This is a genomic window from Kribbella sindirgiensis (assembly GCF_004331435.1).
Lineage (GTDB): Bacteria > Actinomycetota > Actinomycetes > Propionibacteriales > Kribbellaceae > Kribbella > Kribbella sindirgiensis.
Map to the genome: position 1 here is coordinate 124,281 of NZ_SJKA01000006.1, position 24,945 is coordinate 149,225.

Consider the following 24,945-nt stretch of genomic DNA (forward strand, 5'->3'; position numbering starts at 1 on the left):
GGGAAGGGGGTCAGCGGCAGTCGTACAGCTGTTCGGTGATCTGTGCCGACAGCCCGGAGCGCGCCGAGTCGACCAGCTTGCAGTTCTGCTTCACCCATTCGCCGCGCTGGTTGCCGGTCCCGTTCATCCGGTTCATCGCCCCGGACAGACCGCTGGGCAGCTCGACGCCGGCCGGTGGCTGGAAGCCGCCCATCCCGGCGCCGAGCTGGACGAAGCCGAGTTGACCCGCCTTCTTCCACTCCGCCAGTTGGCTCACCGACGGCGCGTCGTCCATCCCGCCGAAGCCACCCATGCCGACGATGGTCAGCTCGGAGTTGATGATGTACGACGCCGCGCCCATCGAGCCGCCTTCGACCGCGAGCGGGATCTTGAGACTGCCCGCGTTGGCCTGCACGTACTGCAGCAACTTGCTCTGGTCGTCCGTCAGCGATCCGTCTCCGCCTGCACCCGGGCCACCCGCAGCATCCGGGCCACCCGCCCCGCCTGGCCGGAACTGCCCCGGCTGTCCCGATTGGCTGGGTTGTCCGGGCTGGGTGGGTTGTCCGGGTTGGCCGCTGCCCGTTGGCGGCAGGGTGCCCAACCCTCCGGGAAGCTGCCCGCCGCCGGAGCCACGGCCGAACATGCTCTCGCCCGGTCCGGCCATCGGGTTGGTGCCGCCGACCACGCCTTCCGAGTCCACTGCGCCGATCACCGACCAGGCGGCCGGCACAGTCAGCACCGCAGCCAGGCCCACTGCGAGGCCAGTTCTCCCGATCGCCTCGCGCCGCCGGAACAACAGCGCCGCGACGCCCGCCACGCCGATTCCGAGCGCGAGGTATCCCGCCCACCCGTGCCAGTCCAGATTGCGCGCGACCACAACGAATGCCCAGGCAACGGTGGTCGCTACCGCGAGGGGCAGCAGCAGCCACGACCTGCCAGACGGCCGGCGGTACCAGCGCCACAGCTGCATGAGCCCGGCACCGGTCAGGGCGCCCACCGCTGGGGCCATCATCGTTGTGTAGTAGGGATGCATGATGCCCTCGGCGTAGCTCAGCGTCCCGCCGACGACGAGCAGCCAGCCGCTCCAGAGCACCCACCCGGCGGTCAGTTTCCGGTCGAGCGGTCGGCGGGCGCGCCAACGCCGTACGCCGGTGACGAGCATCGCGATCATCACCAGTCCGCACAACGGGAGCAGCCAGCTGATCTGACCGGCCAGTTGGTCGCCGAACATCCGCAGCGCACCGGGCTGACCACCGAATCCGCCACCAGGTCCACCGCCGCCACCAGGTCCACCGCCACCAGGTTCACCACTGGGCACGGATCCACCGGGAAAGCCGCCCGAACCGCCGGGGTTGTTGCTGCCGCCGAAGATCCGCCCGAACCCGTTGTAGCCGAACACCAGATCCCACGCCGAGCCGTCGGTACTGCCGCCGACGTACGGCTTGGGATCTGGCCACAGCCCGGTCGCGGCGACCCACCAGAACGAACTCACGAGCAACGCACCGGCGGCGATCGAGAGATCGGCGACCTTCCGCTTCCACGAGGCTCGGCTGCCGATCAGGTACGCGGCGGCGAAGGCCGGCAGTACCATCCACGCCTGCAGCATCTTGGTCAGGAAGCCGCATCCGACCAGGAACGCAGCCAACGCCAGCCAGGCCGCGGACCGCGGACCGTCGAACGCGCGGGTCATCGCGTACGCCGCGGCGACGACCAGCAGCACGAGCAGGGTGTCGGGGTTCGTGTCGCGGTTGATCATCACGGTGATCGGAGTCAGCGCGAGGACCAGGGCCGCGATCAGCGCCGCGTGCTCACCGGCCCAACGCCGGACGGTGCGATGCAGTACGACGATCGCCGCCACGCCGGCGACCACCTGCGGGAACATCACCGCGAACTGGTTGTAGCCGAAGATCTTGACCGAGATCACCTGGACCCACAGCGCCATCGGCGGTTTGTCCACGGTGACCACTCCGGCGGCGTCCAGGCTGCCGAAGAAGAAGGTCTCGAAACTCCGCGACATCGACTTGACGGCAGCCGCGTAGTACGTGTTTCCCCACGAACTCCCGATACCCCACAGGTAGAGGGTGGCGGCGAGCAGACAGATGATGACCAGCGCCCACGGCTCCCACCGGCGCAAGTTCTGCTGCAAGCTCTGCGGCGCTTTCTGGGCGGCGGCCGGTGCGACGGTCGTCATGACACCTCTTCGGCGGCGGTCGGAGTGGAGCGGAAGACCCAGGAGCGCAGCAGCACGAACCGTACGACGGTTCCGGCCGCCGACGATGCCACGAGCACCGTCACCTCGAGCCAACGCGACGGATCGGGGTGCGAGTGGTGAAGAACAAGGAGGGCGCCCGACGTGATCACGTAGTACAGAGCGAACACGAGCAGGCCCTGGAGATGCAGCCGGCCGGATGCTCCCGTCTTGTGCAGGCAGGTGAACCGGCGGTTGGCCTCGGTGTTCCACAGCGTGGTCACCGTCAGCGCGGCCAGGTTGGCGATCAAGGGCGGCCACCACGTCCGGAGTACGGCGTACAGCAGGACCGTGATCACGGTCGACAAGGCTCCGATGACACCGAACGACACCAGTTGCCAGAGCAGTCCGCCCTTGGGGTCGGCCAGCACCGCGTCCGGGTGGGACGGCTGCGGATCGGAACGCCGCGGCAGGCCCGGGACACGCGCCACCCCCTTGACCTTGGCGCGGGCGACGCGAATCAGGCCGGCGATGTCGTCGAGGGCGGTTCGCAGGACATCGACCCGGGTGTCGACGTCCTCCACCCAGTCCACCGGGACCTCGTGGACCCGCAGGCCGTTGTACTCGGCCAGCAGGAGCAGTTCGGTGTCGAAGAACCAGGAGTCGTCCTGGATGTGGGGCAGCAGCGGCCGGATCACGTCGGCACGGGCGGCTTTGAAGCCGCATTGCGCGTCGGAGAACCGCGCGCCGTGCGTCCAGCGGATCAAGGCGTTGTAGCACCGCGAGACCAGCTCCCGCTTGGTGCCGCGGACCGTCCTCGCACCTGGTGCGAGCCGTGAGCCGATGGCGAGGTCGGAGTGTCCGTTGACGAGCGGAGCGACGAGGGGCAGCAACGCGTCCAGTCCGGTCGACAGATCGACGTCCATGTACACGACGACGTCGGCATCGCTGTAGCCCCACGCCGTACGGAGAGCGAGTCCTCGGCCCTTCCGGTCAAGGTGCAGCACGCGCACGTTGTCCATCGAGTCGGCCAGGTCGGAGGCCACCCGCAAGGTGTCGTCCGTACTGGCGTTGTCGACCACCGTGACGCACCACTCGAAGGGGAAGTGCTCGGCCAGATGCCGGCACAACACCTCCAGACATCCCCGTAGCGATCGTTCCTCGTTGTACACCGGGACCACCACGTCGACCACGGCGGTCGACCGCGGTATGTCTCGCCCGTCACGGGTCACTGCCAGCGGAACCCCAGTCATCCGCACTCACCTCTCGGTCCGTATCGGCTCGGTGACCCATCAAGCCGGACGAGTGTGGGAAACGTGTGGGAAGAAGCTGGCAGTGACCTGAGAATCCGGGTCAGGTCTTTGCTACGAGGCCGACTGCGGCGATGGCCGGGGTTCCACGGGACGCGCGGATCTCCACCGTGACTTGGTCGACGGTCGTCGACGGGAAGGTGAGGATGCGCTGATAGCCGACGCAGCGGGTTTCGGCCAGGATCTCGTCCCGACCGTGACGGCGGCCGCGGATGATGACGTGTTCGAGCCGTTGACCGAGGGTGATCTCCTCTTTCAGGATGACGGCCTCGATCTGCTGCGGACTGTCGAGTGTCAGTGTGAGCTGGGGTTCGGGGTCGCTGTCGGACGGCTGCCACCAGCCGGTCCCGTTGGCGAGGCCGAGGTTCGGATCACCCGGTTCCTCGGCGCCCCAGCGTTTCGCCGATGCCAGGAAGGCATCGCCTGCGACCGCGACTTCGCCCGATGAGAACGAGATCGTCGCATCGAGGACACGGGAGCGGAGGTCGTTGATCCGCCGGCCCAACTCGCGCAAGGCCGCCAGGTCCGGGTCCGCGACGAGACCGCGCCGGTCCGGTGGCACGTTGAGCAGGAAGGTGCTGTTGCCTCCGACGGATCCGAGATAGACGTCGAGGAGGTCGTCGATGCTGCGGAGCTTGTCGTCCTCCTTCTGGTGATAGAACCAGCCGGGACGGTTGGAGGTGTTGACCTCGGCGGGGTACCAGACGAGATCGTCCTCGTGCCCGGCGAGTGCTGCGCGGCTGCCGAGGTCGTCGTCCTGGCTGCGGACGCGACGGGAGAACTCTGGGTCGTCGGCCTGCTGGGAGTGCTGCGCGATTCCCTCCGCGTCCTGGAGAACGCGCGGCACGACACTCCATTCGTTCGGCCGGGTGTGGCCCGCTTCGTTGCCGCACCAGCGGACATCCGGTCCGCACACGCTGATCACAGCTCCGGGCTGTAACCTGCGGATGGTTGCGTGGTAACGGTCCCAGTCGTACACCTGGCGTTTGCCGTTGGGGCCTTCGCCGCAGGCTCCGTCGAACCAGACCGAGAAGACGGGCCCGTACCCGGTCAGCAGCTCTTCCAGTTGTGCGACGAAGAAGTCGTCGTATGGCGTGCCGCTGCCGTAGCTGGTCTCCGTCCGGTCCCACGGGGAGAGGTAGATCCCGAAGGCCAGGCCGTGCCTGGCAGCGGCTGCTGAGACCTCGGCGACGACGTCGCCCTGGCCGTGTCGCCAGGGGGAGGCGGCGACCGAGTGGCTGGTCACTTTGCTGGGCCAGAGGCAGAAGCCGTCGTGGTGTTTCGCGGTGAGGATGAGGCCCTTCATCCCGGCGCTCGACAGGGCAGTCATCCATTGGTCGGCGTCGAGCTCGTCGGGGTCGAACAGTTGTGGGTCTTCGTGTCCGAGACCCCATTCGCGATCGGTCATGGTGTTCATCCCGAAGTGGATGAACGCGTAGAACTCCAGGGATTGCCAGTGCAGTTGCCGATCGGCAGGGCGGATCGCTGTCAGCCGCTGGTCGATCGAGGTGGACGTAGTCACGTGGTCACCTTCCTCGCCGGTACATCTGCCCGGCGGTCAATGGTCGTGGGGTGAGCGAAACGTCACCGTGAATCCGGCGTCGACCACCTGATCGGCGGTCAGTGCGTGGGCGGGGAGCACGCCTGGCCCGCAGGCTGCTGATCCGACGCCGTGCTGGGCCCAGTCCAGGTGAAGCCAGTTGTTGTTGTGATCAGGAACTAGATCCACGGGATGGCGGGCAGCTTCCAGGTGGTCGGTCGACCAGGGACGGTAGGTCACCGAGATCGGTGCCTCGGCGTCGATCCGCAGTACCGGCTCGGAGTCGTTCGCCAGCTCGAGCCGGCGTACCAGACTGCGTTGGCCGTTCTCCTGCGGTCGTGTGTACGGCGTCTGCAGTTGCTCGATCGACGCTGTGAACCGACCCGTCCACGCTCCACTCCGCGTGTCGGCGTACGTCTCCTGTGGACCCAGCCCGAACCACGTCATCTCGTCCCAGGCTGCGGGTACGGCGAGTTGGAGTCCGATCCGCGGGATCGTTCCTTGCCAAGGGCCGACGAGGTCGAACCGTGTCTGCAACTGGATGCCGTCGTCCACCGCGGTCCAGACGAGGGTGGTGTCGATCATCCGGTCCGTGATCGCGCCGCCGCTGCGCACGACCACGCTGACGTGGTCGTCGTCTACCGCGAGATGAGCCATTCGGTGCTGCAGCCGATGGAGACCGAGTGGCTCCCAGACGGTCTCGACAGCCTGCCCGCCGGCGTACTTGTCGTTGTCGATCGTCGCGCGCCACAGCGCCGGCAGCAGCGTGACCGGGTGGTCGAACAGGGCGACGAGACGACCGCGTACGTCGAACGTCGCAGGGCCGATGGTGAGAGGCCCGCCGGCCGGTGAGGAATCGCGGTGAACAGGTGGGGGAGGGAGGGCGGTTCGAGGCCGTTGCGGCACCGAAATCTGCGTGAGTTGCGCTTCGCCGAACGCCAGGCGGTGTCCTGTGGGTGCCCAGTCGGTCTTGCCGGCCAGAACAGCTTCGAGCCGGATCCATCGTTCGCAGCGCTGCCGAGGAGGGGACACGGCAGCAGCCGGAAGGGAGACTGTCGCGGTCTCACCGGCGGCGAGAACGGGTACGTCGACGTCGCCGATCGCCACCTCGATCCCGTCGTCGCTGATCACATAGCGGAAGCCGATGTGCGCGGTGTCGGCGAAAGAGAGCCTGCTGCGCACCTGGATCGTGCCGGCGGCCGGATCGATGGTGATCCGCACGGGGGCGATCACCTGTGCGTACTCGGTCAGCCCTGGAGACGGTGTGCGATCGGGGAGCACCAGCCCGTCGGCGATGAAGTTGCGGTCATGGACCTGTTCGCCGAAGTCGCCGCCGTACCCGTAATAGAGCCGGCCGGCGTTCGGCCCGCTGTCCTGCCGGAGAACGACGCCGTGGTCGATCCATTCCCAGATGAATCCGCCGATGAGCCGCGGATGGGTGTCGAACAGCTCCTGGTACTCCGCGAGGCCGCCAGGACCGTTGCCCATGGCATGGGCGTACTCGCACAGCAGATAGGGAAGTGATCGGCGACGGGCGTCGTTGCTGGGATCGCTGGTCGGCGGGTCGGTGCGAAGTGCGACCTGTTCGACGAAGTCGAGTGAGTCGTACATCTTCGAGTAGACGTCCACGTAGTCGCACTCGCGGTTGCCTTCGTAGTGGATGAGGCGGCTGGGATCGCGTCGAAGTGCCCAGGCCGACATCGCGGCCAGGTTGGCACCGGTGTCGGCTTCGTTGCCCAGCGACCAGAACACGACGCTCGGGTGGTTCTTGTCCCTCTCCACCATGCGCTGTATCCGGTCGAGGTAGGCATCGCGCCAGATCGGATCGTCAGACGGGTTGTTGCGCCAGTCGTTGAGTACGAATCCGTGCGTCTCCACATCGCACTCGTCGATGACCCACAGGCCGTACTCGTCGCACAGGTCGAGGAACCGGGGATCCGGCGGGTAGTGAGACGTGCGGACCGCGTTGATGTTGTGTTGCTTCATCAGCTCGACGTCGCGGCGCATGGTTTCCTCGGACAGGGTGCGGCCGGTGAGTGGATGCCACTCGTGCCGGTTGACGCCTTGCAGGAGGATCGGGACGCCGTTGACCAGCAGTTGACCGTCGGTGATCTCGACCGTGCGGAATCCGGCTCGGAGATGGACCTCCTCGACGTCGTTGGCGACCGTGATCGAGTAGAGCCGGGGTGTTTCCGCCGTCCACGGATCCACTGCGACGTCGTACGACCCGGCTGTGTCGACGCGGTCCAGGCCGAGCTCTCGGCAGGTCAGCGTGGTTCCCGCGGGTGCGTCGATCCGCAGCCGGCCGAGCCCTTGTTCGTGGTCGTAGTCCGCGTGGACGAACACGTCGTCGATACCGCCCGACGGGCGGTGCAGGATTGTGACGGACCGGAAGATCCCGGAAACCCACCACATGTCCTGGTCTTCCAGGTAGCTTCCTGAGCTCCACTGATGCACCCGCACCGCGACCTGGTTGATGCCGGGCCGAACCACGTGAGTCAGGTCGAACTCGGTAGGCAGGCGACTGCCTTTGCCGTCACCGATCCAGACGCCGTTGCACCACAGAGCGAAGGCGGAGTCCACCCCTTCGAAACGGATCAGGCAGCGCCCGTCGGCGACGAACTCTTCCGGAAGCTCGAAGGTACGCCGGTATTCGCCGGTCGGGTTCTCGTCAGGCACGAACGGCGGATCGACGGGGAACGGGAACTTGATGTTGGTGTATGCCGGAGCGCCGTAGCGCGGGGCGTCCGGCCGGCCGATCATCTGCCAGCAGGACGGTACCGCGATCGTGTCCCACCGGGAGTCATCGAGTTCGGGACTCCCGAGGTCGAGGGTCAGGTCGTCCAGGCCGGTCGCCAGCCGGAAGCGCCAGTCGCCGTCCAGGCTCAGGCGAGCCGCGGACGAGGACAACAGCGCCCGAGGCGAGACACGGTTGTTACCAGGCGAAAGATCATTGACATAGGCATGCGGAGACAATTCTGAGGTCCCTTCGCGGACATCGATCGACGGAGAGCAGAGGCGCGATCGCCTACCAGAGGCTTGACTTGGCGAAGCGGCGGGCGAACGTGTTCGCGAGCACCAGTAGCACCAGCCCGATCACCGACCTGAACAGCCCGATCGCGGTGGCGTAGCTGAACTGGGGTACCGCCGACGCCAGGCCGATCTTGTAGACATAGGTGTCGATCACCTCGGCCGTGTCGAGGTTCAGGTTGTTCTGCATCAGCAGCACCTTCTCGAACCCGACCGACAGGATCGAGCCGATGTTCAGGATCAGCAGGATCACGGCCACCGGCACGATCGCGGGCAGGTCGATGTGCCACATCCGCCGCAACCGCGACGCCCCGTCCACGATCGCCGCCTCGTGCAACTCCGGCGGGACACTGGTCAGGGCGGCCAGGTAGATGATCGCGGCGAACCCCATCGTCTGCCACGCCCCCGACCAGACATAGATGTGCCGGAACAGCCCGGCGTCACCCAGGAAGTCGACCGGACCGAAGCCGAACAGCCCGATGACCTTGTTCGCGACGCCCGTGTTGGGGTTGGTGAGTACGACGACCAGACCGACCACGACGACCGTGGAGATGAAGTGCGGCGCGTAGGTGATCAGCTGGGCCGACCGACTGAACCACTTCTTCCGGACCGTGTTCAGGCACAGCGCGAGGATGATCGGCAACGGGAACGTCGCGACCAGCTCGTAGACGTGCAGGAACACGGTGTTCTTGATCAGCCGCCAGAACTGGTACGACTCCACGAACCGCTCGAAGTACTTCATCCCGACCCACGGGCTGCCCCAGATCCCGGACACCACGTTGTAGTCCTTGAACGCGATGATCACGCCGTACATCGGCCAGTACGCGAAGATCGCCAGCCAGATCAGCGGCAGCGCGAGCATCGCGTACAACTGCCAGTTGCGGCGGATCCGCAGCCCGAGACCGAGAGCTGGTTTCGCCGCCTCGACGCGCCCTTTCCTGCGGGCCTCCGGCGACTGGCGGGCGGCCGGCGGTTTTGCCGTGGGCTGGGTGTCAGCGCGGGTTTCCGTCGGTCCAGTCATCTCGTCACCCCTTCAGGGAGCCGACCATGGCTCCCTTGACGAAGTGCTTCTGGACGAAGGGGTAGACCAGCAACGGCGGGATCATCCCGATCACGATCAGCGAGTACTTCAGCTGCTCCTGCAACTCCTTCAGGTGCATCAGCTTGCTCGTGTCGGCCATCTGGGAAGGGTCCACCTTGCTCTGGATGAGGATCTGCCGCAGGATCACCTGCAACGGGAACAGGTGCTCGTTGGTGAGGTAGATCAGCGCGTTGAAGAACGAGTTCCACTGCCCGACCGCGTAGAACAGCAGATTCACCGCGATGATCGGCTTGCTCAGCGGCAGCACGATCCGCCAGAAGAACCCGAAGTCGCTGCAGCCGTCGACCTTGCCGGCCTCCACCAGCTCCTCGGGGATCGTCACCATGAAGTAGGTCCGGGTGATGATCACGTTCCAGACCGCCAGCGCGGCCGGCAGGATCATCGCCCACCGCGTGTTCAGCAGCCCCAGCTGATCCACCACCAGGTACGTCGGGATCAGCCCGCCGCTGAACATCATCGTGAACACGAACGCCGCCATGATCAGCCCCTTGCCCGGCAGCCCCTTTCGCGACAACGGGTACGCCGCGAGCAACGTGAGGACCGTGGCGACCAGCGCACCGGCCACCGCATAGAACACCGAGTTGCCGAAACCGGTGACGATCGACTTGTAGTCGAAGATCGCCTTGTACGCATCCAGCGTGAAGCCGACCGGCCACAGCCACACCTCACCCGCGGCCACTTTGCTGGTATTACTCACCGAAGCACTGGCGACGTAGACGATCGGATAGAGGATCGCCAGGCAGAACAGGCCGAGTGCGGTGTAGATGCAGGCCACTGCGATCTTGTCACTCCGGGTGTCCTGAATCGGCGCACCGGTTCCAAGCCGTCGGTCGTCGGGGGCCAGGTTCATCTCGGTGGTGCTCATCCGTGATAGGCCTCGTAGCCGGCCTGCTGGACCTCGAGGTAGGACTTCAGGCCGATCTTCGTAACTCGGTCCTTGTAATCGTTCCAGGCGGTGTCGTCGTTCGGATCGAGCCGGCCGGTGACGAACTTCGCGAACGACAGGTTGACCTCGCTGTTGAGGTTGGTCGACAGCTCGGCTTCCTGCGCGGCCTGGTCCTGATCGAGTGCGACCGGCGGGAACTGCATCTCCTGCGGCTGCTTGTACGGCTCGTAGTACTTCTGCGTGTCGTCGAGCAGGCCCTTCTCCAAGGCATTGCCCTTCGAGTTGTACCGTTCCCCGCTCCGGTAGCCTCGCGACCGGTACAGCACGCCGTACTGATCCCAGAACTGTCCGGTCGTGTTGGCCCAGTCGTAGTTCTGCCGGTAGATCGCCTGCTTGCCCTCCAGCCCCAGGTCGCCCGCCTTGGCCCACTGCCAGGTGTTCGGTCCCTGCGGTCCGAAGCTTGAGCGCAGGATGGCCTGGAGTTCCATCTGACAGTCCGCCCACTGCACCAGCAGTTCAGGCCGCTGGCACTTCTTGGTGATCACCAGCGTGCCGACCCCGAGAGCACCGAAGTAGTCCCAGGTCGCCTGGCGTACGCCGTTCGGCCCTTCGAGCGGCGGCACAGCGGTGTACTGCCGGTAGCGCGCGTTCGGATCGGTGCTCGCAACATCGAGAAACTCGCCCAGCGAGTAGACCCGGGCGCCACCGACGATCGCCTGGCCCGGGGTAGTTCCGTACTTGCGCATTTGATCCGAGTCGGCGGTGAACGCGTCCTTGTTGATCAGGCCGTCGGCGTACAGGCCGTGGATGAACTTCAGGCCCTCGCGCCACTCGTCCTTGTTGAACGTGACATCGACCTTGCCGTCCTTGACGAACAGCCACGGTTCGCCGGGGTTGTAGAGGAACGAGTTCATGAAGTACGTGTCGAGCGGCGAGTCCTTGTAGCCGGCGAACGGGATCGTCCGGCCGTTGCCGCCGAGGTCGGCCTTCTTGAACGCCGTCAGCAGTTCACGGAACTCGTCGGTGGTCTTCGGGGTCGCGAGTCCGACCTTTTCGACCCACTGGGTGTTGAGGTAGGCCCGGCCGCGACCGGCCCGGCAGTGGTAGCAGTCGTTGTAGGAGGGGAACGAGTAGATCTTCTTGTCCGGCGCTTGCATCAGCTTGCGGCTGTCCGGGTAGTCCTTCATCGCCTGCTGGAGGTTGACTGCGTACCCGTCGATGTGGGCGCTCAGGTCCGGGAACAGCCCCTGCTGGCCGAACAGGTACAGCTGTGAACGGGACCAGGGCACCGCGAGGAACGCATCAGGGATGTCGCCGGCCGCGATCATCGCGTTGACCTTGGTCATCATGTCGTCGCCGCTGGCGACCTGGCGGAAGTCGATATGGATGCCGGTGCGTTGCTCCAGCCACTTGGTGAAGGCGTTCGTGGACCAGTCGCCGACCTTGAGGTCCTGCGGTACCACGATCGAGAACTTGACCTTCTCGGTGGTGATCGGCTTCAGATCGCGCGCGATCGGGCCGACGTAGTCCGGCGGGTACAGCACGCCGGCCGTCTTCGGGCCGGGTGTCACCTTCGGGGCGACGCCGGAGCCGCTTGCGTCACCACTGCCCGAGCCACCGGAACCGCTGCAGCCGCTCAGGACGCCCCCGCCGGCCAGCATCGCGGCGAGCCCTGCTGCTCCGTTGATGAACTCCCGGCGGCCTATTCCGTGTGCCGAGCTCGATGCTCTCTCTCGTCCAGACATAGGACCTCTTTCGTTCGAATCGTGAGTTAAGCGCTTAGCCGCTCGCGGTGGGAGGGCGGTGTATTAATCCCATGATTTTGGGGATCGTAGCGCTCGACGCGGAGGAAGGTCCATACTGAACGGCGTCGAAGATAACCAAAGATCCCATCTATCGTCGTGACGAGGAGTCGGACAGTGCCGGATTCTGTTGCCGACAAGGCGGGGTCGCTGCGGACGGTCATCGGAGCGGGTGGGCAGACGAAGCTGACGGACGGCCCGGCCAAGGATCGATGGCAGCTCAACTCGCGCTACCTACGGAGTCTCAGCGTCAGCAACTTGCTGCGGCCGTACCGTGCGCAGGCCGGCTTGTGGAGCTACTCCGGGTCGTGGGGCACGACGATTGGCGCGGCGGCCAACGACGGGCCGGAGAACTGGCACTGGGGCTGGGAGTCGATCACCTGCGAGTTGCGCGGGCACATTCTCGGGCATTGGCTGTCCGCAGCGGCTCGGATCGGGCGCCAGGACGCTGAGGTCGCCGCTCGAGCGTCCACGATCGTCGCTGAGCTGGCTGGGTGCCAGCGCGCCAACGGCGGGCGATGGGCCGCGTCCATCCCACCGACGTACTTCGAACGGCTGGTTGCGGGTAAGCCGGTGTGGGCTCCACAGTACGTCGTCCACAAGACGCTGATGGGATTGCTCGATCAGTACCGGATCGCCGGTAATGAAGAGGCTCTCAGTGTGGTGTCGGCCTTCGCCGGGTGGTTCCACGACTGGAGCGGGAAGCTGTCGCGAGAGCAGTTTGACGACGTGCTCGACCAGGAGACTGGTGGGATGCTCGAGGTCTGGGCGGACCTCCTCGCGTTCACCGGCGACCAGCGCGCCGCCGATCTCGTCGATCGGTACGACCGTCCGCGGTTCTTCGAGCCGCTGCTCGCCGGCATCGATGTGCTGACCAACAAGCATGCGAACACTCAGATCGCAGAGGTCTTGGGTGCCGCGCGTGCGTGGGAGGTCACAGGCGTGCAGCGCTGGCGTGACATCGTCGAAGCCTTCTGGGACGGCGCGGTGGAGGCGCGTGGAACGTACTGCACGGGAGGCAGCAGCTGCGGCGAAGTCTGGCAGCCGGCCGGCGAACAGTCCGCGCGTCTCCATGCGGTGCAGGAGCATTGCCTTGTCTACAACATGATGAGACTGGCCGCCGTCATGTTCGGCTGGACCGGCGATCGCCGCTACGCCGACTACTGGGAACGCAACCTGGTCAACGGCATCTGGGCGCAGCAGCATCCGGATACCGGCATGCCGGCGTACTTCCTGCCGTTGGCGGCCGGAAGCCGCAAGCAGTGGGGCCGGCCGACCGAGGACTTCTGGTGCTGCCACGGAACGTTGCTCCAGGCCCACGCCTCGATCGACGAGGCCGCGCTGTACGTCGACGGTGCCGGGATCTCGATCACCCAGTACCTGAACTCGGTCACGACTTGGCCCGATCTGTTCGGGGGAGGTGTGCAGCTCACCATCGCAGCCGACTCCGAAGAGGGGGTCGTCCTCGGGCAACGACAGACCCTCCATGGGGCCGCCGGAATCCAGGAACTGCTGTCAAGGCCACTACCGCCGCGGCGGCCGAACCACCGCGTCTACGTGGTCGACGTTCGTTGCGATCGGCCGTCGAGGTTCGAGCTCAGGCTTCGAGTTCCGTCCTGGGCAGTCGGGGCGCCGATGCTCGAGATCGACGGCGAGTCGGTGCCGGTGACTGTGGACGACGGCTGGATCGTCGCCGCACAGGTCTGGAGCAGGCAGCGCATCAGGCTGACCGTGCCGTCAGGGCTGAGCACGGTGCGGCTGGCGGATCGACCCGATACGGTCGCGGTGCTCGACGGTCCGGTGGTCCTTGCCGGTCTGACGAGCCAAGAGCCGATCCTGTTCGGCGAAGCGGACGAGCCGGCGAGTTTCCTCGTACCCGATCAGGAGCGGCAGCACAGTTGGTGGCGGACGGGGACGTACCGAACCGTCGGTCAGTCCACAGGCATCCGATTCGTCCCACTCGCCGAAATCCGCGACGAGCCCTACACCGTCTACTTCCCGATGCGGGCCCAAAGAGCCACTGATCGGGAGATGCCTTGATGACAAATGTGCGACTGGCGTTCGGCGACAGCGGGTTGCGACTGGCAGTAGATCCGGATGTGACGACGGTCGTCGAGCCGGAGCACAGCCTGGCGGCTCCCAGCCAGTTGGGGTCCGTCCGGGCGGCGCTGCGGGAGCCCGTGGCAGGACTGCCGTTACGTGAGCGGGTTCGCCCCGGACAGTCGGTGGCTATCTCCGCCTGCGACGGGACCCGGCCACAGCCGCGGCAGTTGATGATTCCTGCCATCCTCGAGGAGCTGGACGGAATCGTGGCTCCGAGCGACATCGTGGTCCTGGTTGCTACCGGCACCCATCGCGGAAACACCGAAGCCGAACTCCGGCTGATGTTCGGCGACGAGGTCGTCGACTCCGTACGGGTCGTGAACCATGACGGCCGGGACTCGTCCCAGTTGGTCTGGCGCGGCACGCACGGCAACGGCGTACCGGTGTGGCTGAACCGGGAGTGGACCGAGGCGGACGTCAGGATCACCACCGGCTTCGTGGAGCCGCACTTCTTCGCGGGCTTCTCCGGAGGCCCGAAGCTGGTGGCGCCTGGCCTCGCCGGCTTGGAGACGGTCCTGGTCCTGCACGACGCGTCGAGGATCGGTGACTCGAGGGCGACGTGGGGCGTCACGAGGGGCAACCCGGTTCACGACGACGTCCGGGCCATCGCCGAGGCGACCGGAGTGACGTTCGCCCTGGACGTCGTACTGAACCGGGACAAGGACATCGTCGCGGCGTTCGGCGGTGATCTGCTGCCGATGCACGCGGCGGCGGCGTCCTTCGCGCGGCAGATCGCGATGCGGCCCGTCGACGGACGGTTCGACGTCGTCGTGACCACGAACTCCGGGTTCCCGCTCGACCAGAACCTGTACCAGGCCGTCAAGGGCATGTCGGCCGCCTATCAAGTCGTCCGGCCGGGCGGAACGATCATCTGTGCTGCCGAGTGCCGTGACGGCTTCCCGGACCATGGTCTGTACCGCAAGACCCTCGAGTCGGCCGACTCACCCCAAGCGCTGCTGGCGGAGATCACATCCCGGTCGGTCGCCGTTCCCGATCAATGGCAGATCCAGATCCAGGCGAAGATCCAGTCGGCGAATCGAGTCGTCATGCACACCGGATTTCTGAGCGACGCGGACCTCGCCGCCGTCCAACTCGAGCAGACGCGCGACATCTCGGCAACCGCCGCCGAGGCCCTCGCTGCCGCCGGCCCGGGCGCGACGATGTGCGTCCTCCCGGAGGGACCACAAACCATTCCGTACGTGACGCGAGAGCACTAACACACAGCTGTACTACGTCTGCACGGAGCCCTGGCTGCGCTCGAGGAACTGCGTGCAACCAGGTGCCAGTTCGCCGATCCGGCTGCTGCGAACGCGATTCCCTCGATCTCACGGCTGCCCGCTGTGCTTGACCTGCTCGCGTGGCCGGCGCACAGGGCTGCTGACAAACATCATACGTATGCCTATAGTCTCGGATCGCGAACCACTCCGATTCCTCGTCGAGGGGCATGACGGCGGGGAGGAACCAAGGAATGACGACCGCGCCGGTTCTCAGGAGGACTGAAATATGAAGATCACTGGATATCGCAGTTTGAGCACCGTTCACGATTGGGGGAGAATCACCGGCGACGTCAACGGCGTACAGAGCGGGGACACCACGGCGGTCCCCGTGCTCGTCATCGAGACGGACGCCGGCATCGAGGGGGTCGGTCTCGGCGTCCACACCGACATCGCGCGGGTCTTTCCCGCGGTCGAGGGCGAGGACCCGCGAGCGGTGGTGGCCCTGTACGACCGGATGCTCGACTGGGTGTTCAAAGCCGGTCACGCCGGACCTGTGTTCGGCACGATCGGGGCCGTCGACATGGCGCTGTGGGATCTCAAGGCCAAGATGGCCGGCGAACCGCTCTGGCGGACTCTGGGGGCGCGCGAACGCTTCGTCCCGGGATACGCGTCGGGCCTCGAGTACGGCCTGACCGATGAGGAAGTCGCGCAACTGTACGGCCGGTTCGCGGACCGCGGGTTCAAGGCGGGCAAGGTCAAGGGCGGCCGCGACCTGGACCGCGACCTGCCCCGGCTGGAGATCGTTAGGGAGGCGCTCAGCCGCAATTCCCGTCGGCCGGCGCTCATGTTCGACGCCAACGAGTCGTGGAACCAGGCGCAGGCTGCCCGCTACGTTGCCGCCATCGAGGAACACCTGGACCTCACCTGGGTGGAGGAGCCGTTACGCCGTTGGGATGCGGCTGGACTGGCGGCGTTGCGCGGCAAGATCCGTGCGGCCGTCGCGAGCGGTGAGAACCTGACCGGGCTCGAGCAGTATCGCCCCCTGCTCGACGCCAAGGCCCTCGACATCGTGCAGGTGGGCAACGTGTGGGGGATCACCCACTTCCTCCGGGTGGCGACGCTGGCACACGGACATGACCTGCCGGTGAGTCCTGTCGCATACAACGCGAATCCGATCGCGCACGCGGCTGCCGCCGTACCGAACCTCCTGACCTACGAGGTCCAGGATCTTCATTTCCCCGTCGGTCTCGACGTCGACCAGGAGTTCGGCGACGGGGGGATCATCCTGGGCGACCGTCCGGGCATCGGCATCCTGGTGGACGAGGCCCAACTGTCATCGGGGAACTCCGTGGCGACCGCGCCTGCGTCGACAGGACCGCACATCCGCCCCGAGCGCGCCGCTCTGCGACTGGTGGCCGAGCCGGACGTGATCGACGTACCTGCGATGCCGCTGAGGCCGGACTCGTGACGCGCGCACCGGAGCGCCGGGCATTCGTCCTCGACGACATCTTGTTCGCGTACCGCGAGTATGTCGGGGAAGACCACGAGGCGGACATGCAACGGATCGTGGACGACCCGGTCGCGCAGGAGCGGTGGCTTGGAAGGCCGCGATAGACGACCTGCTGAGCGGGTTGTCCAGCGCAGAACGATCGCAGGTGTTCGGTCGACAACGCCTCGGAGGCCTACTGCCGCTTCTGACTGCGTTTGCGGACGCGTGGCCGGGGACGGTGGTCGGACAGCCGACGGCGCTCCCACGACCCGTGGATGTGGTCGTGCATCGCCTTCTCGGCGGCGACCGCGTCGTTGCGGGCGATCGCCTTGACGATCGCCTCATGCTCCTTGAGGGTGAGCGCTACTGCGTCGGGCGGGTCGATGCCCTGGTATCGGCTGGACTCGACGGCTCGTTTGTAGATGTGCTTGGCGATGTTCTCCGCCAGCCGGTTGCCGGAGATCTCCATGACCGCGTAATGGAAGACCACATCAGCCTGCCGGAACGAGTCCGTCTCCGACTCGCTCTGCCGCATCGCCGTCAGCGCGTTCTCCAGGCGTCTCAGCTCGTTGGCGTTGTGGGACCTGGCCACCGCTCCTGCCATCGCCGACTCGAGACTCGCACGCACGATCGTCAACTCGTCGAGGACGCCCACGCTCTCGTCGTTGTCGATCAGGGCTGACAGCACCACCGGATCGAGCATGTTCCAGTACCCCGGCGCTCGCACCTGAGTGCCGCGACCCTGCGAGACGGTCACCAGGCCCTTCTCCTCGAGCCTCTTCACCGACTCACGCAACACCGTCCGGCTCACGCCGAAGTGCTCGCTCAACGGGGCTTCCGGAGGTAGCAGGTCGCCCTCCTTCAGGCGCCCGGTCACGATCAGGGCGACGAGCTCGGCGACTACCGACACCCCGAGCCGGCCCACGGGCAGACGTCGCGGGATGAGCGGCACCGCCGGGACCGGCTTTTTCACCATACGTATGATCTTAGCGGCGACACGCTGGGGCCTCGCTCAGCCCACGCGGGCAACGGAAACACCATGGCCTGCGGTCGTGCCGATCAGATCCGAGGTCCGGTACATGTCCGGCGTCGTGCCCGCCCGGACGAGGACGATGTGCTCGCCCTTGTGAGTCCTGAACTGCAGCAGCCCATCCTCCGGAGCGACGAGTGTCTCCGCCTTTCGCTCCTGGCGGTACAGCACGACATCGGAATCCCATGGGTTTCGGAGGCAGGCGCGTTCGCCGAGCTGCGACTCGATCTCGACGTACTGGATATCGCCGGACACCATCGACGACGAGACCAGGAAGCCGTCTTTGGCGAGCAGCTTGTACTTGGCATCCCACGTTCTGGGCCATGCTGGGAACACGCGAATCACGGGATCCCCTGCTGTAGTTGGGCTCAGGCTCTGGTTCAGCGCTTCCTGCAGTGCCGCTGCAAAGGTTCCGTAGCCTTCGGCCGAGTAGTAGTCGAGCTGGTTGAACAGCAGGTTCGGGAACACGCCGTAGGTGCTGAACACGCCGTACTGCGTGTTCAGGATCTTCGCCATGTCGTCCGCGCGTCCGAGCCTGGCGGCGTCGACGTGGAAGCGGCTGGACCCGTTCCTGTCGATGACCTGGCCGTTCACCTGGTTGAGATAGCCGGGCGAGTGGAGATAGGTGTTGAGCGCGATCTCCCAGTCGCCGTTGTCGAGGCCCTGGTCCCGTGTCTCGAGGTTCAGTACGTCGTACTTCTCGAGCATCTTGAAGATCGGGCTCTCGGTGCCGTGCAGATCCCTGACGAAGTACGCGGGCTGCAGTCCTTGCGCCCAGGCAGGCTGGTCTGTCGCCAACTGCGAGGCCAGCGATGGATTTGTGCTTGCTGCCCACAGGGCGCCGGCATCCGATCGCAGCGGGTACGCGGCGAGATTGTCACGGATCTCCTTCCACAGTGGGCGATTCGTCTGGTCGGCCCCGAGCAGTTCGGAGGCCTTGACCACTGCCGCGAACACGCCCCTGGCCATGGACAGATCATCGATGACGTCCTTGCCGGCCCAGATGTGCTCGTGCAGGTTCGTGTTGTAGAAGTGATACTTCCCGTCGCTTTCCTTCCGGAGACCGTCGTAGTTCCGGTACATCTCTGCTGCGCCCTTGATGAAGGGATAGGCGACCTCCCGGAGCCAGTCGAGATCCTTGGTGTAGCAATACACCTGCCAGTAGTACTCGGCGGTCTCCTGGGCCGCCATCATGGTGTGCGTGACGTAGCTCGCCTGGTTGTTGCTGCCGAAGACGTTCCAGTTCCAGGGGGAGAGGAATCTGTTTCTCCGCATGGTGATGTCGGTGAATTCCTGGGTGCGGGTACTTGTTTTGAACGTGTAGTACTGCTGCATCGCGTCGGCGATGCCGTCGGGCAGCGTTTCCCAGCCCAGGATGCCGACGGTCTCGCCGATGAAGATTCCTTCACTGCCCCACATCTGCCGCGCGGCGACGCGGTATTGTTCGTAACTGGTCTGCCGCATCTTGAACATCGGCTCCAGCAGATCCAGGTGGTTGGCGGCCAGGAGGGGCTGATACAGGCAGTCCTGGTTCCAGTTCCAGTAGAAGCTCCCCCAGTCCCGCCGGTCCTCTTCGCCGATCCAGATACCGCCGTTGTACTTGGAGGGGTAGGAGCCACGGTTCGAGATGGCGGCCAGGTACATGTAGTAGTTTCGACGCTGCTCGAAATTGAACTGTGTGGGGAAGTAGACGTACGACTTGTGCCAGAAGTCGCGCCACCAGGCCTGACCGCGGGCCCGGATCCGAGCGTAGTCCGGGGCCTTGTTGGTGTTCGCCACGGCGGTCGCCTTGGCTGTACGAAGCGCCGTCCGCGAATCGGCGGCACCGCCGACGACGACGGTGAAGGTGCCCTGTCGCGCAGGTAGATTCATCCTCAGCGTCGCCCGGTTGCCGATGGTGTTGCTGACGACGTCCGAGATCTGCCGGCCCCGCACGGTTGCCGCTACGGCTGTGTTGACGTAGTGGTCGTTGATTTTCGTGCCGGTGTCGGATGGTTCCTGAACAACCTGTTCCAGCACAATCGTCTCGCTCCGGGCTTCCGGTCGTCCTCTGCCGCCGACGGTAGTCAGGGTTGATATCGCGCTGTGCGCGCCCCAGATCTGGTTGGCGTCTCTCAGCATGGCGAGGTCGACGGTGATCGGCTGGTGTGTGGCACGGTCGTCGGTGACCTGGATCGCAATGACATCTGAGTCCATGTCTGCAATCACGGCGGCGTGCACGCCGGTGCCGGTGATACTCAGCTTGCCGTCGTACAGCGACAGATGCTGTCGTGTCGTGGTGTCGAAGACAGTCCCTGTCCCGAAGCCGATGTGGATCCGTCCGACAGCGCCACCGCCGGAGTTCTGGTGATCCTTCGAAGCCGCCGAGGCGTCGTTGAACATGAACATGTCGGTGTGGTTCAGTTGCATGACGAGGGTGCTGCCGTTGCTCTGCCAGACAGGCCCGCCGAACCTTCCGTTCGCCACGGACATGCCCTGGGTCCCGGTCGGGATACTTCCCGTGTGGTCGAGGTCCGACCGACCGATCAGGCGGCCGTAGTCCGGGTCGAAAAGTGGAGTGGTCTTGTCGCTCGGCGGTGCCGGCGTGGCCTGTGCTTGGGAGACCGTCGCGGACAGCGTTCCGGACGCTGTCGCCGATAGCCCGACGCCCAGTGTTCCGCTGACGAAGCGACGCCGCGAGACCCCGTTCGCCGGCGAGGTGTCGTCTGCTGGCATGTTGTACTCCTCCGTGCCGGGAAGCTTTCTGTGATTGCGCCGTCTTCGTTGCAGGTATGACGATTCACGCCGCGGGACGGGTGACGGTTCACAGTGGCCGGGCATCGGCACCGGGCGGGACGGTTCGTCTTTCCGTTGCTCGGCACCGGCACCATGCGGATCATTGTCGCCCCGGCAGAAGATTTAGCATACGTATTATGTTTGCCACAAGACTTCAGGCCTTCGCGTACGAACCGGTTCTGAGCTCCCGGGCCACAGCGTTCGCGTGCTCGTGGTCGCCCGACCACACCGTCCCAGCCAGCCCGTACGGCGAGTCGCTGGCGAGCCGGACAGCCTCGGCCTCGTCGTCGTAGACGGTGACGGTCAGCACCGGCCCGAAGATCTCCTCTTGGGCGATTCGCCACCCGTTGTCGACTTCGTCGAACACGGTCGGCTGGACGAACCATCCGCAGCCGGCCCCTTCTGGCCGGCTGCCGCCCGCCGTGAGCTTCGCGCCCTCGGAGCGACCGAGCCGGATGCACTCCTCAACTCGCGTCCGGTGCTCCGCGGTCGCCAGCGGACCGATCTGGGTCGCCGGATCGAGTGCGTCGCCGACGACGAGGGAATCGGCCAGCGCTGTGATGACCTCGACCACCTCGCGATGGCGCGATCGCGGCGCGCTCGGCACGACTCGGGGTGAACGCATGGATCGGCCGATCACCTGTCTGCGGTGGTGTCCTGACTCCGCACCGTCGGGTGCGCCTGTCGATGGAGGACGTGCAACCTGGGCCCGCGTCGCCTGCAAAGGTTCAGCACTCCGAAGTGACTGGTTTTCCATGCGAGTACGAGTCATCGCGGTGTACCGAAGTCGTCTGCACTAACCCGACCTCCTGTTGACCCCTGCGTGCCATGCACATCGATGTCTCGCTGCGATCCCGGACCAGCGAGCGGCGCGGTCACCCCAGTCGGTGTACTGCACTACCCCAGGCTGGGCCCGTCGACAGGGGCTTGCGCGAACTCGCCGCTGCGCTGCGCTCAACGACACCAACCGCTTGTCCAACTCGCCCAGTACCTACTGCTGCGCGCCCGCAGCGTCGACATCGTTGCCGGTGCCGGCCGCCGGCGCCGCCGCCAGACCGAGGACGAGAGCTCCCGCGGCCGCCCAGAGCACAGATCGCCCGGTCATGGTGACTGCCCTTCAACCTGGTCGTGGACACCCCGCATGTAGGCGGCGAAGCGACCGGGCTCGTCGTACGGCGGGGTGTGGCCGGATTGGTCGAACACGACGTAGTTCTTGTCCGGCGCGGACAGGGACTCGAACCACTCGCGCGCGAGTGTCGACCGCCCGGACGCCTCGTGCTCACCCTGGACGACAAAGACAGGTACCTCGAGGCGCGGGACCTGCTCACGGAAGTCGATCTCCCGCAGCTGCGGGTAGAGCACGTGGAACGTCTCGGCGATCGCGCCCATGCCGCGCAACTGCTCGACGAGGGTGTACTCCGCAACGAAGAGGCTCGCAGGGTACTCAGCTGCGGCGTTGTAGTCGTCACCGTGCTCGAAGTTCAGCCACTTCGGGTTCGACGAGAGGGCCAAGGGGTAGTCGAGAGTGTCGTCATATGGCGGAGGGCCAAGCTCGCGCAGCTTCTCCGCAGCATCGTTGTCGCCGCGCGCCTCGGCATCGCTCAGGCTCTCGGCGTACATCAACTCGTCCGTCGCGAACTGGTCGACCATCTGGCCGGTTCCCACATACGCGTGGAATTTCTCCGGCTCGCGCTGCACAGCCAGGACCCCGAGCGTGGTGCCCCAGGAACTGCCGACCATGTAGATCTTCGACTGGCCGAACCGCTCTCGCAGGTAGTCGGTGACCGCGAGGGTGTCGTCGACCATCTGCTTTACCGTGAGGCTGGCAGTCGGGCCGAGCTCGTCGTAGGACTTGCCGGTTCCGCGCTGGTCCCAGACGGCGACGACGAAGTTCTGCTCGAGCGCTGTGCCGGCGTTGCGGATCCGGCCGATGCCGGTGCCACCGGGGCCGCCCTCGAGGTACAGCAGCACGGGTGAATCGGCAGAACGCCCGCGGATCAGGATTGACTGGTCGTGTCCGCCGATGCGGACGTCCACCAGCTCGGCGATGCTGCCGTCCGTCGCGATCTGCTCGGTCGAGGCAGGACGAAGGAGCGCGGCGAGCAGGGCGAGGACGGTGACGGCTCCCAGGGTCAGGAGGATCCGTCCAGGCCAGCGGTGACGCGGGACGGATCCTGAGCTGCGGCGGAAGGCCACGAGACCGAAACCGACTCCCACAGTGAACGGGAGGAGCATCAGGATGGCGTCGACGCCCCGGCCGGCGATCAACATGAGCACGCCATAGATGCCGTCCAGCCGGACTCCGTCGACCGTTGGACCGTCGATCCGCAGCCGGACCAGCTCGAACACGAGGGCGAAAGTCACGGGAACGAGGAGCAGGGCCCAGCGCGAGCCCATGAGGCGTCCGGCAACGAACCCCACCCCAAGAGCGGCGACTAGGGCAACGACCGCCTCGAGGGTGGTGACCGGGCCTCGGGGGATCAACCATCCCGCGAATACTCCCGCTGCTGCGGCCGCAGCAGCGGCGAGTACCGTCCCCCTTGTGCTCAGATCGCGGGATCCGGGACCGGTGGGGCGTCCGTCGGGTCCCTTCTTGACGTGCATATCGCCTCCAGGCGAATGATCGAGGGTGTCGTTCTTCCACCCTTCGCTCATCGCCTCGCGGTAATTAGTGCCAAGAGGCTCCTGCGCCGAATGACCTTCTGCTCTCACGCTCGGGACCACCGGGTGTCCGGTCAGAGGCCACGTTGGCGCACCCTGGCCGCTCCTGGCGCTGAGCACCAGAGAGATCCTCGACATCTTCCAAGGCACCCAACAAATCCAGCAGCTCATCGTCACCCGACGATTGCTGGGCAAGACGTCCGCGGGAGTTCAAATAGCCCTGTTCGTAAGACATTTCGACCCTGCTCCGCTGCTCCGTCAGCCGCAGCAAGTTGTTCGAGCCGACGATCCACGGCCTGACGAGCGCGGCCGTACGATGAGCGCACCATGTGCGTGTACATCTGCAGCGTGAACCCCGGATCGTGATGACCGAGGTACTCGGACAGCTCCTTGATCTTCACGCAGTCCGCGAGCGTGATGCTGGCGAAGTAGTGGCGTAGCGCATGCGTTCAAGTTGTGTAGTCGGCCTGGTACCCCGCCGCCCACGGCTCTCCGAAGACCGTCGAGGTCGCTGTCAGGCAGGAACCAACCGACTGTCATGCCGGGGATGATGATCAGGCAGGTATGGTCAGGAGGGCAGCCCAGGTACCCATCAGCATCCCGCGCAGCAGCCAGCGCATGCTTGGTTCCGGACTGGCGTATCAAATCTGGTGCCGTGGCGGAATGTGTCGAGGATCCCGGCGGAGGCTCGCTGAATTTCGCACCGAGCAAGCATGCCAGCAGACCTCTGTCAGCTTGCACGGCTCACAAGGACCTTCAGTCCACGGTGTGGCCAATCTCAGGATCGGCGTCGCTGGTCGTGGGGATGCCGAGCCTCTCGGCCGACAGTTGTGCGCTTTGCCGGGTCACTGTGGGGCGCAGGTGGTTCAGCCTGTCCATTGCATCGAGTGCGCGCGAGGGGTGGCGGGCGGCGACAGCGCTCATAAGCGCCTGCGAAACGAGCAGCGGAATCCCGGCGTCGGAAGCGCTCGTCAGTGACGTCGGAGAGGTGGTCACGACAAAGTCGGCTTCGCTTCGTACCGGCATGCCGATCGCCTCGGTGATCAAGATGACTGATGCGCCTGCAGTCTTTGCGGTTCGGACTGTCGCTGCTACTTCGTCGAACTGGCGGACGGGCGCGAACACGACGACGGTGGTGCCGGGGCGCAGCTGTGCGAGGTCGTCGGCGAGCAGTAGGCCGCTGGCTCGCGAGGCACGGGCGTCCACGCCGATTCGGGCGAGGATGAATGCCAGGTAGTCGGCGATGTATCCGGTCGGGGCGAGTCCGTAGCAGAAGACTCGGTCCGCTTCGGCTACGGCGGTCACCAAGCCGTCCCAGTCGATTTCGTCCATCTGGTGTGCGAACTGTTCGACTGCGCGGGCTGTGTCGTTGACGACCTGCCTCAGGTGACTGCCGTCAGCTGTGCTGTACATCCGGCGCTGCAGTATCGCGCCCGGGTTGGCTCGTTGGTTCACGAGCTCGAGTGCGGCCTGCCGTGCCGTCTTCATGCCGCTGTAGCCGAGCGCTTTCGCGGTGCGGATCACGCTGGCGTCGCTGGTGCCGATTGCTGCGGCGATCTCTTGAACGGACAGGCCGGCGACGCGGTCCGGGTGGAGCGCGAAGAACGTCGCCACTTTGCCGAGTACGTCGGGCAGATCGGGCCCGATACGGGTCGCGCGCCCGTACAGCGAGTCGTCGACCACCGAATCGGCGTCCATCGATCCTCCCCATTGTGATGATCCAGCGCCGGTTGGCGTGGGACATGGTACGGCCGACGCACTTCGTCGGGCTGATGTGAGTTAGGGCTTCCCGCGCCAGTAGATGACTGTTAATCTACACGAAAGTGTCTGCTG

At 65.7% G+C, this 24,945-nt stretch carries 16 protein-coding genes; 4 read left to right on the top strand and 12 right to left on the bottom strand.

Translation table 11 applies throughout. The features are described from left to right. Positions 1–10: 10 nt before the first annotated feature. The 7 genes from E0H50_RS18395 to E0H50_RS18425 form a co-directional block, all read right to left on the bottom strand. On the bottom strand, positions 11–2,170 hold the full coding sequence (locus E0H50_RS18395; protein WP_131289856.1) for an ArnT family glycosyltransferase: 2,160 nt from the start codon (positions 2,168–2,170) through the stop codon (positions 11–13). Further along, entirely contained in the window at positions 2,167–3,420 is a 1,254-nt protein-coding gene (locus tag E0H50_RS18400) for a bifunctional glycosyltransferase family 2/GtrA family protein (RefSeq protein WP_131289859.1), read from the bottom strand. Before E0H50_RS18400 ends, E0H50_RS18395 begins: the two co-directional genes overlap by 4 nt. 100 nt (positions 3,421–3,520) lie before the next feature. After that, positions 3,521–4,999: an alpha-L-fucosidase gene (locus tag E0H50_RS18405; RefSeq protein ID WP_238151052.1), complete on the bottom strand. Its 1,479-nt coding sequence runs from the start codon at positions 4,997–4,999 to the stop codon at positions 3,521–3,523. Positions 5,000–5,035: 36 nt separating this feature from the next. Further along, entirely contained in the window at positions 5,036–7,927 is a 2,892-nt protein-coding gene (locus E0H50_RS18410; protein ID WP_202868207.1) for a glycoside hydrolase family 2 TIM barrel-domain containing protein, read from the bottom strand. Positions 7,928–8,045: 118 nt separating this feature from the next. Continuing rightward, entirely contained in the window at positions 8,046–9,068 is a 1,023-nt protein-coding gene (locus tag E0H50_RS18415; protein ID WP_131289865.1) for an ABC transporter permease, read from the bottom strand. Positions 9,069–9,072: 4 nt separating this feature from the next. Beyond that, on the bottom strand, positions 9,073–10,014 hold the full coding sequence (locus E0H50_RS18420; RefSeq protein ID WP_238151053.1) for a carbohydrate ABC transporter permease: 942 nt from the start codon (positions 10,012–10,014) through the stop codon (positions 9,073–9,075). Next, positions 10,011–11,780, bottom strand: a complete 1,770-nt coding sequence (locus E0H50_RS18425) for an extracellular solute-binding protein (protein ID WP_131289868.1) — start codon at positions 11,778–11,780, stop codon at positions 10,011–10,013. Before E0H50_RS18425 ends, E0H50_RS18420 begins: the two co-directional genes overlap by 4 nt. A 174-nt stretch (positions 11,781–11,954) precedes the next feature. Here E0H50_RS18425 and E0H50_RS18430 point away from each other — a divergent pair, with 174 nt between their 5' ends. The 4 genes from E0H50_RS18430 (at position 11,955) to E0H50_RS18445 (ending at position 16,771) form a co-directional block, all read left to right on the top strand. Continuing rightward, complete coding sequence (locus E0H50_RS18430) at positions 11,955–13,877, top strand: beta-L-arabinofuranosidase domain-containing protein (protein ID WP_202868208.1); 1,923 nt, start codon at positions 11,955–11,957, stop codon at positions 13,875–13,877. Then, on the top strand, positions 13,877–15,157 hold the full coding sequence (larA, locus tag E0H50_RS18435) for a nickel-dependent lactate racemase (protein WP_131289871.1): 1,281 nt from the start codon (positions 13,877–13,879) through the stop codon (positions 15,155–15,157). The genes E0H50_RS18430 and larA overlap by 1 nt, the downstream gene beginning before the upstream one ends. 286 nt (positions 15,158–15,443) lie before the next feature. After that, entirely contained in the window at positions 15,444–16,625 is a 1,182-nt protein-coding gene (locus E0H50_RS18440; protein ID WP_131289874.1) for a mandelate racemase/muconate lactonizing enzyme family protein, read from the top strand. Beyond that, positions 16,622–16,771, top strand: a complete 150-nt coding sequence (locus E0H50_RS18445; RefSeq protein ID WP_202868209.1) for a hypothetical protein — start codon at positions 16,622–16,624, stop codon at positions 16,769–16,771. The genes E0H50_RS18440 and E0H50_RS18445 overlap by 4 nt, the downstream gene beginning before the upstream one ends. Positions 16,772–16,839: 68 nt before the next feature. Here the strand turns inward: E0H50_RS18445 and E0H50_RS18450 are convergent, their stop codons facing one another. The 5 genes from E0H50_RS18450 to E0H50_RS18475 all read right to left on the bottom strand — a co-directional run bounded on the left by E0H50_RS18450 (position 16,840) and on the right by E0H50_RS18475 (position 24,810). Then, positions 16,840–17,622, bottom strand: coding sequence for a FadR/GntR family transcriptional regulator (locus E0H50_RS18450; protein ID WP_131289877.1), 783 nt, complete (start codon positions 17,620–17,622; stop codon positions 16,840–16,842). Positions 17,623–17,658: 36 nt separating this feature from the next. Beyond that, complete coding sequence (locus tag E0H50_RS18455; protein WP_131289880.1) at positions 17,659–20,391, bottom strand: glycosyl hydrolase family 95 catalytic domain-containing protein; 2,733 nt, start codon at positions 20,389–20,391, stop codon at positions 17,659–17,661. A 214-nt stretch (positions 20,392–20,605) separates the two neighbouring features. Next, a complete protein-coding gene (locus E0H50_RS18460; RefSeq protein ID WP_202868210.1) occupies positions 20,606–21,076 on the bottom strand; it encodes an aldehyde dehydrogenase family protein in 471 nt (156 codons plus the stop codon). A 476-nt stretch (positions 21,077–21,552) separates the two neighbouring features. After that, complete coding sequence (locus tag E0H50_RS18465; protein ID WP_165547193.1) at positions 21,553–22,815, bottom strand: alpha/beta fold hydrolase; 1,263 nt, start codon at positions 22,813–22,815, stop codon at positions 21,553–21,555. 1,053 nt (positions 22,816–23,868) lie between these two features. After that, positions 23,869–24,810: a MurR/RpiR family transcriptional regulator gene (locus E0H50_RS18475; protein WP_131289888.1), complete on the bottom strand. Its 942-nt coding sequence runs from the start codon at positions 24,808–24,810 to the stop codon at positions 23,869–23,871. Positions 24,811–24,945: the final 135 nt, after the last annotated feature.